The organism is Janthinobacterium kochi, from assembly GCF_051380715.1.
Classification (GTDB): domain Bacteria; phylum Pseudomonadota; class Gammaproteobacteria; order Burkholderiales; family Burkholderiaceae_D; genus Janthinobacterium.
The window spans coordinates 297069-310168 of record NZ_JBNYXO010000005.1 but is presented as its reverse complement, the minus strand read 5'-3'; the positions used below and the strand labels follow the sequence as shown (position 1 = coordinate 310168).

The window sequence follows — 13100 nt, the reverse complement described above, 5'->3', positions numbered from 1 at the left end:
AGGGCGTAAGCCTGTAGACTGTGCCCATCCACCCGCTTTTTACCGGCTCCGCCCCTATGAACACCACCACCGCCACCACCAATTCTTTTTCCAGCCTGCCGCTGACGCCCGCCTTTTTGGCCAATCTGGACTCGCTCGGCTACCACGAGATGACCACCATCCAGGCGCAAAGCCTGCCGGCGGTGCTCGATGGCCGCGACCTGATCGCCCAGGCCAAGACGGGCAGCGGCAAGACAGCCGCCTTCGGCATCGGCATCCTGCACAAGCTCAATCCGGCCTGGTTTGCCGTGCAGGGCCTGGTGCTGTGCCCCACGCGCGAACTGGCCGACCAGGTGGCCAATGAATTGCGCCGCCTGGCCCGCGCAGCCGGCAATATCAAGATCCTGACCCTGACAGGCGGCGCGCCGATGCGCCCGCAAATCGCCTCGCTGGAACACGGCGCCCACATCGTCGTCGGTACGCCGGGCCGCATGCGCGACCACCTGGGCCGCGGCACCATCAACCTGAACCACGTGCAAACGCTGGTGCTCGATGAAGCGGACCGCATGACGGACATGGGCTTTTACGAGGAAATCGCCGGCATCGTCAGCGCCTGTCCCGCACGCCGCCAGACCCTGCTCTTCTCGGCCACGTATCCGGAAGATATCCGCCGCGCCACGGCGTCGTTCCTCGTCAATCCGCTGGAAGTGACGGTCGAGGCGCAGCACGACAACGACAAGATCGAGCAGCGCTTCTATGAAATCGGCTTCGACGAACGCAATAGCGCCGTCGGCAAGCTGCTGAAACACTTCAAGCCGGAATCGACCCTGGCCTTCTGCAACACCAAAGTGCATTGCCGCGAACTGGCCGAAGAACTGCGCCAGCAAGGCTTTTCCGCGCTGGCCCTGTATGGCGAGCTGGAACAGCGCGAGCGCGATGAAATCCTGGTGCTGTTCGCCAACCGCAGCTGCTCCGTGCTGGTCGCCACCGACGTCGCCGCGCGCGGGCTCGATATTTCCGACCTGGGCGCCGTGATCAACGTCGACGTCTCGAAAGACACGGAAGTGCACATCCACCGCATCGGCCGCACGGGCCGCGGCAGCAAGAAGGGCCTGGCCCTGTCGCTGTGCGCGCCGAACGAGAAAAAATGGGTCAAGCTGATCGAGCAGTACCAGAACAGTGCCGCCGAATGGCACGACCTGAAAGAACTGGCGGAAGATGACGGTATGGAGGCGCTGCCGGCGCCCATGGTCACCCTGTGCATCATGGGCGGCAAGAAGGACAAGCTGCGTCCGGGCGACTTGCTGGGCGCGCTGACGGGCGATGCGGGCCTGACCAAGGAGCAAGTGGGCAAGATCAACGTCTTCGAGTTCATGACCTACGTGGCACTCGATCGCAAGGTCGCCGAAGCAGCCTTCAAGCGCCTCAACGCCGGTAACTCCCTGGGCCGCGACTTCGGCAACATCAAGGGCCGCAGCTTCAAGATGCGTTTTATCGAGGCGTAAGCAACGCTAGTGCACGCAGGGCCGCCATGGTCCTGCGTGCCGGATAATCTTCCCACACCGGGTAGCGCCGGCGGTAATAACAACTCCAGTAACTGATCGTGCGCCGCTCCAGCGTGTCCACATACGCGGGGTTCTCCCGCAGATAGCGCGCCAGCGCCTCGCCATTCCAGGCCGGCAGCGCCGCTTCAATTGCCTCGACAATCTCCAGCACGTATTCGCCGCACAGGTGCACGACGAAGGGTATCGTCCAGGCCCGCTCCTGCAGCAACAACTGTCTTAAACAGGCTTCGCGCAGATGACCGTCATGATGGCGCGTGCCCAGGCAAAGGGCGAGCACACCCGCGTCGTCTGCCAGATGCGTACAGGCCAGCAGCTGCTCACGGTGATAATAGGTGCGCATGGGGATGCGCAGCAGGCGGCCATCCTGATGCACGTCAAACGGTGCCGACGGTGCGTGCAGCTGGCCTGTGGACAGCACCGGCAGCAGCTGCGCCATCGTGCCGGCCAATGCCGCCGGAAAGGCCTCGGCTTCAGCCATCACTCCCTTCCCGGCAGACTTTGCGCACGCCCAGCGCGGGCTTGTCCACCTTTTCAAAGATCACATTCGAATACCATGCGGCGGAATCGCCTTCGGTGGGCTTGCCCAGCGAAATATAGTAAGCGCCGTGCGCAAACAGGGCCGTGGTTTCCTTGCCCGGCCTGGCAGCCTGCAGGAAGGCCGGCCAGGCCACCTTGTCGACTTGGCTAAAACGCGCGACCAGCAGCGCCAGCAAGCGCGCGTGCGAGGCGGGCGCATACGGGAACAGATACAGATATTCGACCAGTTCGCCGCCCTCCGCCAGGCGCGTGACGGCGGCCGTCGCCGCCTCCACGCTCTCCTTGTCAACGCCGAAACTGCATAATGTCCCGCCGCTGTAGGCGAAATCGATGACGGTCGCCGGCGCGCACGCCTGCCGTTCGCGGTCGATGCCGACGGGGGGCAGCGCGCGCACTTGCGCCAGCAGCGCCTCGCCCGACGTGGCCAGGGCGGGAAAGCCGGGACACTCGCTGACCGCCTGGGCAGACGGGAAGGCAAGACAAGAACTCAATAACAGCACGCTACGCTTCACGACATCTCCCGTGTTCATCAGGCGGTCATTATGCCCCGCCGGCACGCATAAGGCACTCACAAGACGCGCGCCTGCTGGCCCTGCGGCGTATCTTCAATGTCATAGCCTGCCACACGCGCCAGCGCCCGCAAACGGTCCGCCTCGGTCCACTGGCGCTGCGCGCGGGCGATAGCCCGCTGCGCCATCCACGCCCGCACCTGCTGCGGCACGTCCACCTGCGCCGGCTGCCAGTGCAGCAAGTCCAAACCCAAGGCCTCGTCGAAGCGCAGCAAGGTCGCTTTCTTGGCGCTATCGGGTACATCACTTTTCAGCAGCTCCCAGACCACGGCCAGCGCGCGCGGATAATTCAGGTCATCGTTGATGCAGATCATAAAACGCGCCAGCCACGCCGGGTCGGCATCGCCGTCCGCATCACCCAGGCCATGCACGGCCACGCGCAGGCGCGCCAGACCGCTGGCGGCGGCGCGCAGGGCGTCGTCCGTAAAATTGAGGCTGCTGCGGTAATGGGCGCCCAGGCACAGGTAGCGGTAAGCCAGCGGATCGACGCCCTGCTCCACCAGGCTTTGCAGGCGCAAAAAGTCACCCGAGGATTTCGACATTTTCGCATCCTGCGTCTTGAGGAAAGCGCCGTGCAGCCAGAAATTGGCCAGGCGCGTGCCGTGGCGCGCCTGCGTCTGCGCGATCTCGTTGCTGTGGTGGACGGCCACGTGGTCTTCACCGCCGCAATGGATGTCGAAATACGTGCCCAGGTGCTTTTCCGCCATGGCCGAGCATTCGATATGCCAGCCCGGAAAACCCAGGCCCCACGGGCTGTCCCACTCCATCTGGCGCTGGCCCGGCACGCCGCTGAACTTCCACAGCGCAAAATCGCAGATATCGCGCTTCTCTCCCAGGTCCACCCGCTTGCCCGCCTGCAGGCCATCGCGCTTCAGGCGCGCCAGCTTGCCATAATCGTCCTGGCGCGTGGTATCGAAATAGATGCCGTCGTCGGTGCGGTAGGTATACCCCTTGGCCTCCAGGTCGCCGATGAACGCGATCTGTTCCACGATATGGTCGGTGGCGCGGCACCAGACGGTGGGCGGCAGGATATTCAACTGGCGCAGATCGCCCTCGAACGCGCAGGTAAATTCGGCAGCGATGTCCCAGGCGGACTTGCCGCTGCGAGTGCTGCGCGCCTCGATCTTGTCGTCGCCGCTGTCCGCATCCGACGTCAGGTGGCCCACGTCCGTGATATTCATCACGTGGCGCACCTGCAAGCCGTTGAATTCGAGCGCGCGGCGCAAGCCATCGACGAACAGATAGGTGCGCAGGTTGCCGATGTGCGCATAGTCGTAGACGGTGGGACCGCAAGCGTACAGGCCCGCCTTGCCAGGGGCGATGGTCTCGAAGGGCCGCAGGCTGCGGCTATACGTGTCGTACAAATGGAGTGTCATGCGGGACTTTCATTAGCGCTGCGGAAAAAGAAAATGGCCACAGGTTTTTCAACACTGTGGCCATCGAATGAGGAGTAAAAAGTTTAACGGCGCCGGGCCGCATCCTCACGAAGCCAGGTACACGGACACAGCGCAGCGGCGGCGCGGTGGGCAGGGACTGGAAGGAGGATGGAAGAGATCATGGAGCAAATATCGCATGCGCGCGGGCGGGCCGTCAAGCCCTCCCGCGACGCTGGCTATTTTTTCGCCTGCTCGATATGCGGCAGCAGCACCGTCAGGATGCCCAGCAGCGGCAGGTAAGAGCAGAGCTTATACACATAGGCGATGCCCGCCACGTCGGCCAGGTGGCCCATGGCGGCGGCCGCGATGCCGGACACGCCGAACATCAGGCCAAAGAAAATCCCCGCGATCATGCCCACCTTGCCCGGCACCAATTCCTGCGCAAAGACGACGATGGCGGAAAAGGCGGAGGAAATGACGAAACCGATGATCACGGTCAGCACGGCCGTCCAGAACAGGTCGACATACGGCAGCAGCAGGGTGAACGGCGCGGCGCCCAGGATGGAAATCCAGATCACGCGCTTGCGGCCGATGCGGTCGCCGATGGGGCCGCCCATGAAGGTACCGGCGGCCACGGCGGCGAGGAAGAGGAACAGGTACAGCTGCGCTGCGCCGATGGACAGGTGGAACTTGTCGATCAGGTAAAAGGTGTAGTAGCTCGACAGGCTGGCCATGTAGATGTACTTCGAGAACACCAGCAGGGCCAGCACGCCCAGCGCTTGGAAGACCTTGTTGCGCGACAAGTTCGGCCCATGGCCGCCCGCCTTCGGCTTGAAGGTGGCCAGGTGGCCGCTGTACCAGTGGCTGACCTTGTACAGCACGCCGATGGCCAGCACGGCCAGCAGGCTGAACCAGGCGATATTGCCCTGACCGCGGTTCACGATGACGGCCGCCGCCAGCAGCGGTCCCAGGGCGGAGCCGACGTTGCCACCCACCTGGAACAGCGACTGCGCAAAGCCGTAACGCCCGCCCGAAGCCATGCGCGCCACGCGCGACGCTTCCGGGTGGAAAGTCGAGGAACCGACACCGATCAGGCCCGCAGCGATCAAGAGGGTCGGGAAGGTCGAGACGATGGACAGCATCAGCACGCCGGCCAGGGTAAAACACATGCCGATGGGCAGCAGGAATGGCAGCGGACGGCGGTCCGTGTACAAGCCGATCCAGGGTTGCAGCAACGATGCCGTGCACTGGAACGTCAGGGTGATAAGGCCGACCTGGGTAAAACTGAGTGAAAACTCGGCTTTCAGCATCGGGTAAATCGACGGCAATAATGCCTGGATCAAGTCATTGAGCAAATGCACGAAGGCGACGGCGCCCAGGATGTGCATGGCCAGACCGGATGGTTGTTGGGAACGATGAAGCGAGGGGGCCGCCGGCACGGACTTGGCCAATGCTGGAGCAGGTGTGGTTGTGTGCATGTGTCTTCCGCAATAATCGGGCACGGCGGGCGGCCCGGCAAAGAAGCCAGTATAGTATGGTCGCTGAACTGACAACTTCCAATAATCGTCGCCCAAGTGACAACCAAGAGACAAGCCAACGCCCCACATGTACAGCCCCCCAACCGCCCAGACCCACCCAGATGGCGTGCCGTTCAGCCGCAGCACCAGCTCGCACGATTACCAGCACGTGCCGCGCCCCGTGACGGCCATGTCCCGGCAATATGCGGCGGGCGATTACACGGCGCCGCACAGCCATGTGCGGGCGCAACTGCTGTATGCGACGGAAGGGATGATGCGCGTCTCCACCGAGCATGGCGTATGGATCCTGCCGCCCCGGCGCGCCCTGCTGATACACGTGGGTGTCGTGCATGAAGTCCACATCTTGAGCGAACTGAGCATGCGCACCGTGTATATCGATGCGCAGGTGGCGGCCCCATATGGCGCCGATTGCAAGGTGCTGGAAGTGAGCCGGCTGCTGCGCGAGCTAATCCTGGCCTTGTTGGCCGAACCGATCGAATATGCGCTGGCGGGACGCGGCGACTGGCTGGCCCACCTGATCCTGTCGGAACTGACGGCGGCCGACACCGTGCCCCTCGCCATACCCTGGCCGCGCGACCGCCGCCTGGTGGCCGTCTGCTCGGCCATCATGGACGCGCCCGGCAGCCGGCGCAGCATCGAGGAATGGGCGCAGGACGCGGGCGCCAGCGCGCGCACCCTGATCCGCTTATTCCCCAAGGAAACGGGCTTGCACTACCGCCAATGGCTGCAGCAAGTCCACCTGGCCGAGGCCTTCTGCCGCCTGGACCGGGGCGAAGGCGTGGCGGCCATCGCCTATGCGCTGGGCTACGCCAGCCCCAGCGCCTTCAGCGCCATGTTCCGCCGCATCCTGGGCCGCACGCCGCAGCACTATCTGAGCGAGTGGCGCGCCGCCGATTGACAAAAGCAGCCTGCAGGCTGCTTTTGTTCATGCTGATACCTACTCTTTTTCGCCCGCGATCAAGCGATAGGCCAGCGCGCCCAGCAAGGCGCCGATGATGGGTGCCAGCCAGAACAGCCACAGCTGGCTGGTAGCCCAGTCGCCCACGTACAGGGCCACGCCCGTGCTGCGGGCCGGGTTGACGGAAGTGTTCGTCACGGGAATGCTGATCAGGTGGATCAGGGTCAGCGCCAGGCCGATCGGCAGCGGGGCAAAACCTGCCGGCGCGCGCTTGTCGGTGGCGCCCAGGATGACGATCAGGAAGAACATCGTCAGCACGATTTCAATGACCAGCGCCGACAGCATCGAATAACCGCCCGGCGAATGGGCGCCATAGCCGTTCGAGGCAAAGCCCTTGCTGACATCGAAGCCGGCCTGGCCGCTGGCGATCACGTACAACACGCCGCCGGCCACGATGGCGCCCAGCACCTGCGCGATGATGTACGGTAACAGTTGATTGGCGGGAAAGCGGCCACCGGCCCACAGACCGATCGAGACAGCGGGATTCAAATGGCAACCCGAGATGTGGCCGATGGCGTAAGCCATGGTCAGCACCGTCAGGCCAAACGCCAGCGCCACGCCGGCAAAGCCGATGCCAAGGCCGGGAAAGGCAGCGGCAAGTACTGCGCTGCCGCAACCGCCCAGCACCAGCCAGAACGTGCCGAGGAACTCGGCTCCATATTGTTTCATGATGTATTCCTTTAAAGTAAAGAGAAAACGTGCCAGGGACGACCAATCGGACCGCACACCACCTTTGCCTGCGCCCAGGGGGCGACGACAAAGCACAGCACCAGCAACGCAGCGCACGCTGCAAAGCGCGAATAATGACATGATGCCATTGTCAATGCAACATTATTTAATGTAATAATGCTAATTGTTCTCTTGCTACTTAGAGGTTTTTTGATAATTTCTACGGCGCGGGGCGGCGCATGTATTTTTGTGGCGCCTCCAGTGGCACAAAACCAAAGCCTGCATACAGGCCATGCGCGTCATCGGTCCCCAGCATCCAGGCGACATCGCGCAAGCGTGCATCGCCGAGCACGGCGGCCACCATCTGCTTGCCATATCCCCGCCCCTGATATTGCGGCAGCACAAAGACATCGCGTAGATAGGCGAAATCCGTGTAATCGGTGATGACCCTGGCGAACGCCACTTGCCGGCCATCGACATAGCCGCCGAAACACAGCGCGTTGGCAATCCCCTTGCGCACCGTTTCGATCGCCACGCCGGGCTTCCAGTACGACTGCTCGCTCAGGTAGCGGTGGATCATGGGCACGTCCAGTGCATCGCGCTCGCTGGAGATGCGCAGTGGCGCGTGCATCAGTTCTTCAACAGCAGGTCGGCTTCGGCGATGCTGGGCTCGCCGAAGTACACGGTGCGCAAGCCGCCCTTGGCATCGCTGCCCATATACACGCCCGTCATGCTGCGCTCGACGGGGTCATACAGGATGGTGTAGTGGTGGCCGCAATTGTGCGGTTCGCAGACACTGCTGAGCAGGCGCGTCTTGCCGTCGATCTCGACGGGTTTGAGCGGACTGGCAACGCCATCCGGCACCCAGCGCTGGCGCTTCAGGCCAGCCTTTTTCAATCCCACATTGAAGGCCTTGCGAAAGGCGTAGTCCGCCTTGTAGACGTCGGGGAAATACGGACAGGTATGGCCACCGTCGCAGCTTTGCGCTTGCTCAATGAGCGACTGCCTGGGCGTACGCGCTTGCGCCGGCATGGCGGCCAGCGCCACGGTGGCGGCCAGGAACAGGGTGAACAGCAAACGTGCGGACATGCAATCTCCTAAAAACATCGGCTAAGGTGGGCAGCATAGCAGAATGACATCCTTACACACCGGCATCAGGGAGAGCAGCGGATGCCGACGACCCCGTTGACCTTGCCTTCCGGCCAGCCCGTCTCGCGCCAGCGGTACATGCCGGGCGCGACGATGATCATCTGCCATTCCACCAGCTTTCCAGCGGCATTGAAGCGGGTTTCATTGTCATAGCGCAGAATCAGGCTATGCTCCGTTTCCGCCACCACCGTCGCGGCAAAGCGATTGGTTTCACCCAGCTTGCTTTTCCAGGTGCGGTCGCTGAAGATCGCCAGCCGCTGATGGTCGTCAGACAACTGCATGCGCGTAAAGTGCCGCGCTTCTTCGCAAACACTACTGGTATTCACGCTGTCGGACCAGCTGCCTGACAGTTGCGCAGCATCAAAAGGAGTCGGGGTGGCGGCCGCGGCCGCACTCAGCAGCAAGGTTGCAAGCATAGTTTATCGAATGAAAACGAAAGGTATCATCATGGTCAACGCAGCGCCTGCGTGATGCTGGATGGCAATGCGGGCGTGCGCCGGTGCAACGTCGCCTGCTCGTAGGCATAGGCCATCGCAATGAGCGGCATGTCGCCGTGGGCAGGGCCAATGAAGGACAAACCGATGGGCAAGCCCTTTACCACGCCAGCCGGCACCGTGATATGCGGCAAGGCGGACTGCGCCTGCGATACCCCATGACATGTGGGCCCCACCAGCGCATCGAGCTTATGCGAGCACAGCAACGCTGCGATGCCGCCAGGCTCAAACGCGGCCGGCGGCTCGATCAGTTCCGCCCCCTGTTCGCGCAGCACCAGCAGAGCCTGCTCGATCGCGGCATCGGTCCCGGCACACTGGCCGAACAGGTAGCGCGCCACGCCGATGCGGCGCCCACGCAAGCCGGCGACATCGAGCACCATGCCATCGGCCAGACGCTCGCCATTCAGGGCAGCGAGCAGCCAGGCCGCCTCGCGCACGCTGGGCGCCATTGGTCCTGCCGTGGTTGGCTCGCTGTCCTGCCCGCTGGCAGCCCTGCCCGTGGGCTTGATGGCAACCAGGCCGCACGTTGATGCAGGCGCGACGATGGAGCCGTCCGCCGCACTGTCCACGGCCAGAATGGTCAGGCCGGCCCAGCTGGCACTGGCATGCGGCACGCTGACGGCAGCCCACTGGCGCAAATTGCTTTTGCCGATGATGACGGCGCCGGCTGCGCGCAAGCGCGCCGCGACAAAGGAATCGCAGCTGGCCTGCGTGGCCAGGGGCGCCTGGGTGCGCGTCTTCATGCGGTCGCCCGTGGCAATATTGTCGCGCAAGACGATGGGGATGCCATGCAAGGGGCCGCGCACCTTGCGCACCTGCCGCTCGCGGTCCATTTCCAGGGCAATTTTCAGCGCATCGGGATTGATTTCAATGCCGGGATAAGCACGCGCGCCGGTGCTCGACAGCGAGCGGATGCGGGCCAGGTACTGCGACGTCAACGCATGGGAACTGAGCTTGCCTGCCTGCATCATCTGCTGTTGTGGCAAGACGCCCGCATCGAGCAGATGAGCCATGGGGCTGGCGGGCGCTGTGGCACGGGTTAGTACGGGGCGCGACACGCGCGCCGGCACGGCCGCCGCGGCAGGCGCCGCACCCCGATATGCGCCGTTGCGCAACATATGACTACGCTGCATGGTACCTCCAGGAAACCTCAATGTTTCTAACGCAATAGTGTGCTAGCCATAGCATAGCAGTCCTTGCAACTCAATTGTTGTCGAAGGGAATTATTTTTTAAGCAAAAAAAAACGCCGCCCGAAGGCAGCGTTTCTTGATGGTCAAGCACTGGGGCAAGCCAGGCCGGCGTTTGCCGGGCCCTGCGAGCAGCGCAGCGTGACGATCTATCAGTTGCGTACGACACGCTTGTATTCGTTGGTACGGGTGTCGATTTCGATGACGTCGTCCTGTGCCACGAACAGCGGCACTTGCACGATATGGCGGTGCGCGTCGATGGCGTTTTCGATCTTGGCTTCTTTCAGGACGTTGCCCGAAGTGTTGCCCTTGACTGCAGGCTCCGAGTACACCACTTGACGGGCGATGGTCGTAGGCAGTTCAACGGAGATGGCTTTGCCGTCGTAGAAAATGGCTTCGCATTCCATGCCATCTTTCAGGTAATGCAATGCATCGCCCAGGTTTTCTTCTTCGATTTCGTACTGGTTGTACTCGGTGTCCATGAAGACGAACAGCGGGTCGGCGAAGTACGAATACGTCACTGGCTTTTTATCCAGAACAACAACGTCAAACTTGTCGTCGCCGCGGAACACGTTTTCCATCGGGGTGTTCGTCAGAAGATTTTTCATCTTCCATTTGTAGGTGAAGCCCGTGCGGCTCGAACCGTTGACATCAGAACGCAACACGATCATTGGCTTGCTGTCGACCATGATGATATTGCCAACACGAATTTCTTTTGCGGGTTTCATAGGAATGTACGTAAAAAGTGGGTTGCATGAAGACCATCTGCCGCCTGGGCGCCATCAGCGCCGCAAGCTTGCGTTTGATCGGTTAAAAATACGTTAGAAATAACCGGGCATTTTACCTTAATTTTTGGCAAGCGCCTATCTCGTCGCGCCGGCGAACGCCAGCAAGTTACTTGCCAGATCGCCATTGGACTGCATCTGCCGCTGCCACACGTGCGTGCGCGCGCTGATGCGCGGCAGATCGGCCTGCAAGGCGGGCCACAACTGCGTCCAGGGCAAGGCGTCCGCGCTGGCACCATTCCAGGCCAGCGCTGCCTGCACCAGGCTGGCTATCGGCCCATCCGCGTCCGCCGCATAGCGCCGCAAGAAGGCGCGCAATTTCACGTGGTGCAAGTTTTCATCCTGCAGGTAGATATGCCAGAGAAAAGGCCGGCCGGCCCATTGCGCCCGCACGAAGGAATCCTCGCCGCGCACGAGATTGACGTCGCAGGCCCACAGCAAGCGGTCGTAATCGTCTTGCGGCACAAAAGGCAGCACGCGCACGGTCAGCGCGCCGCGCGTGCGCGCCGCGCCAGCCACCACCGCATCGTCGCCGATAAATGCCTGAACGGCATCGAACGCGACGCCTTCCGGCACCAGGCACGTCACGGGCTCGCTGCCAGCCTGCCACACGCCGAACAGCTCGGCGACGGGCGCGGACGGGTAGCAGAACAGCGATACTTTCAAAGCAGACATTTCCGCCGGACTCACGCCGAATTGCCCCAGGAATGCCGCCATGGCGGCCGCATCGGCCTGGAACGCCAGTCGCTGCTCGTCGAGCGCCGCTTCGCGCAGCAAGCCGCCCGTTTTATTGGTGAAGCCGGGAAAGAAAAAATGCTTGATCATGCCATGGCGCGGCGAAGTCAATGCGTGGCAGCCCTCGACCCACTCTTCCGCCGTCAAGCCTTCCAGGTTCAGCCACACCGGGTGCGGTGTGCATTGCGCCATGGCGGCGATGTAGCCAGGCGGAATGTCGCAGGCAAAAAACTCGATGACGATATCGGCGATATCGGCCGGCGCAAACGCGCCATCCTGGCCGCGCCAGTGGCGCACCGTCACGCCGCTGGCCTGCTGCATTTCCACAGCCACGTCGATGCCGGGGCAGATGCGCTGGAAGCTTGCAAGATCGTCAACCCACAAAGTGACAGCCACGCCGTGCTCGCCGCTCAACTGCCGCGCCAGGCGCCAGCAAATGCCGATGTCGCCGTAGTTGTCGACGACTTTGCAGAAGATAGCCAGAGATGGTGCGCGATCGCTAGGTAATGGCATGAGCAGGCAAGAAATCAAGGGGAAAACGTTGGGATGCCGGCAAATAACAAAAAAGCCGCACTGTTACCCAGGCGGCTTTTTTGTTGGCTGATTCAGCCGGTCTGGCGTCCCCAAGGGGATTCGAACCCCTGTACTCACCGTGAAAGGGTGATGTCCTAGGCCTCTAGACGATGGGGACAGAAAATCTGTCCTGGATGCGCTGCTTTGCATCCCGACCTGTTACTACTTGCGAATCTGGCGTCCCCAAGGGGATTCGAACCCCTGTACTCACCGTGAAAGGGTGATGTCCTAGGCCTCTAGACGATGGGGACAGAAATCTGTCCTGAATGCATTACTTTGCATCCTGACCTGGTACTGCAGCAATCGCAGAAACAAAAAAAGCCTGACTTGTCAGGCCCGTTCAGCACTGCACTCTTGCTTTACAACTAAATCCTGGCGTCCCCAAGGGGATTCGAACCCCTGTACTCACCGTGAAAGGGTGATGTCCTAGGCCTCTAGACGATGGGGACCTGTGCTGGCTTGACTCTCAGCGGACTCTTCGTTGAAGGCTTTTCTTAGCCCCTCAAAAAAGCGTGCGCGAAGTTTAACACGAAGCGATTCACGAAATCAACTGCTGGCCTCTTATTTTCCATCTTATTTGCAGAGATCTCCCTATGTAACAGAAGATACTCATACGATATGGAAATACTGCGTCATTGCAATTTCAGCAGGCGCAAAAAAAAGCCGCATCAGCGACCTGACATGACTATGGATGTTAATTTAAGGCGACGGTGTTGTCGGATTACGCTGCGCCTCGGCGGCCCCGCTAATCCGACCTACGCCACACTCCCCCGAGGGGTATGGCGGAAAGTGTCTCGGAAATAAAAAAAGCCGCTCGAGGCGACTTTGATTTATTCACTACCTGTTTCTGCGCTGTTGGTGTAGGTAAGCGGGAGCTAAGCGCTGACCTCTTGCACGCCATGCAAGCGCGCTAACAGCTTAGCCATATTCCCCCTAGCGAAGAAATCGCTGACGCAAATAAAAAAAGCCGCTCAAGGCGACTTTG

Annotated in this window: 13 protein-coding genes and 3 tRNA genes; 2 read left to right on the top strand and 14 right to left on the bottom strand. The window is 61.8% G+C overall.

The window, feature by feature from the left end; genetic code table 11:
• The first annotated feature begins 56 nt into the window (after positions 1–56).
• A complete protein-coding gene (gene dbpA / locus ACQ4WL_RS14070) occupies positions 57–1484 on the top strand; it encodes an ATP-dependent RNA helicase DbpA (protein WP_436510316.1) in 1428 nt (475 codons plus the stop codon).
• Here dbpA and ACQ4WL_RS14065 read toward each other — a convergent pair.
• From ACQ4WL_RS14065 to ACQ4WL_RS14050, 4 genes are all read right to left on the bottom strand, one after another.
• Positions 1471–2022: a hypothetical protein gene (locus ACQ4WL_RS14065; RefSeq protein ID WP_436510315.1), complete on the bottom strand. Its 552-nt coding sequence runs from the start codon at positions 2020–2022 to the stop codon at positions 1471–1473. The genes dbpA and ACQ4WL_RS14065 overlap by 14 nt on opposite strands.
• Complete coding sequence (locus tag ACQ4WL_RS14060; protein WP_436510314.1) at positions 2015–2611, bottom strand: hypothetical protein; 597 nt, start codon at positions 2609–2611, stop codon at positions 2015–2017. The genes ACQ4WL_RS14065 and ACQ4WL_RS14060 overlap by 8 nt, the downstream gene beginning before the upstream one ends.
• 38 nt (positions 2612–2649) lie before the next feature.
• Entirely contained in the window at positions 2650–4026 is a 1377-nt protein-coding gene (gene cysS, locus ACQ4WL_RS14055) for a cysteine--tRNA ligase (RefSeq protein WP_436510313.1), read from the bottom strand.
• A gap of 236 nt (positions 4027–4262) precedes the next feature.
• On the bottom strand, positions 4263–5504 hold the full coding sequence (locus ACQ4WL_RS14050; protein ID WP_436510312.1) for an MFS transporter: 1242 nt from the start codon (positions 5502–5504) through the stop codon (positions 4263–4265).
• A gap of 127 nt (positions 5505–5631) precedes the next feature.
• On the opposite strand from ACQ4WL_RS14050, the gene ACQ4WL_RS14045 reads away from it, so the two are divergent.
• Positions 5632–6462, top strand: a complete 831-nt coding sequence (locus tag ACQ4WL_RS14045; RefSeq protein WP_436510311.1) for an AraC family transcriptional regulator — start codon at positions 5632–5634, stop codon at positions 6460–6462.
• Between the two features lie 39 nt (positions 6463–6501).
• On the opposite strand, the gene aqpZ is transcribed toward ACQ4WL_RS14045, so the two are convergent.
• From aqpZ to ACQ4WL_RS13995, 10 genes are all read right to left on the bottom strand, one after another.
• Positions 6502–7191, bottom strand: a complete 690-nt coding sequence (gene aqpZ / locus ACQ4WL_RS14040; protein ID WP_102121034.1) for an aquaporin Z — start codon at positions 7189–7191, stop codon at positions 6502–6504.
• Positions 7192–7411: 220 nt separating this feature from the next.
• The gene (locus tag ACQ4WL_RS14035; RefSeq protein ID WP_436510310.1) at positions 7412–7822 is read right to left on the bottom strand and encodes a GNAT family N-acetyltransferase; all 411 of its coding nucleotides are present in this window, start codon (positions 7820–7822) and stop codon (positions 7412–7414) included.
• Positions 7822–8280, bottom strand: a complete 459-nt coding sequence (locus ACQ4WL_RS14030) for an Ivy family c-type lysozyme inhibitor (RefSeq protein WP_436510309.1) — start codon at positions 8278–8280, stop codon at positions 7822–7824. Before ACQ4WL_RS14030 ends, ACQ4WL_RS14035 begins: the two co-directional genes overlap by 1 nt.
• Before the next feature lie 65 nt (positions 8281–8345).
• Positions 8346–8756 carry a hypothetical protein gene (locus ACQ4WL_RS14025; protein WP_436510308.1) on the bottom strand — a complete coding sequence of 137 codons (411 nt, stop codon included), beginning with the start codon at positions 8754–8756 and terminating at the stop codon, positions 8346–8348.
• A 35-nt stretch (positions 8757–8791) separates the two neighbouring features.
• Positions 8792–9967 carry an amidase family protein gene (locus ACQ4WL_RS14020; RefSeq protein ID WP_436510307.1) on the bottom strand — a complete coding sequence of 392 codons (1176 nt, stop codon included), beginning with the start codon at positions 9965–9967 and terminating at the stop codon, positions 8792–8794.
• Between the two features lie 207 nt (positions 9968–10174).
• Positions 10175–10750: an elongation factor P gene (locus tag ACQ4WL_RS14015; RefSeq protein ID WP_100876390.1), complete on the bottom strand. Its 576-nt coding sequence runs from the start codon at positions 10748–10750 to the stop codon at positions 10175–10177.
• Positions 10751–10885: 135 nt separating this feature from the next.
• Positions 10886–12055 carry an elongation factor P maturation arginine rhamnosyltransferase EarP gene (earP, locus tag ACQ4WL_RS14010; RefSeq protein WP_436510306.1) on the bottom strand — a complete coding sequence of 390 codons (1170 nt, stop codon included), beginning with the start codon at positions 12053–12055 and terminating at the stop codon, positions 10886–10888.
• Between the two features lie 102 nt (positions 12056–12157).
• A tRNA-Glu gene (locus tag ACQ4WL_RS14005) sits at positions 12158–12233 on the bottom strand.
• Positions 12234–12290: 57 nt separating this feature from the next.
• Positions 12291–12366, bottom strand: a tRNA-Glu gene (locus ACQ4WL_RS14000).
• A 122-nt stretch (positions 12367–12488) separates the two neighbouring features.
• Positions 12489–12564, bottom strand: a tRNA-Glu gene (locus ACQ4WL_RS13995).
• Positions 12565–13100: the final 536 nt, after the last annotated feature.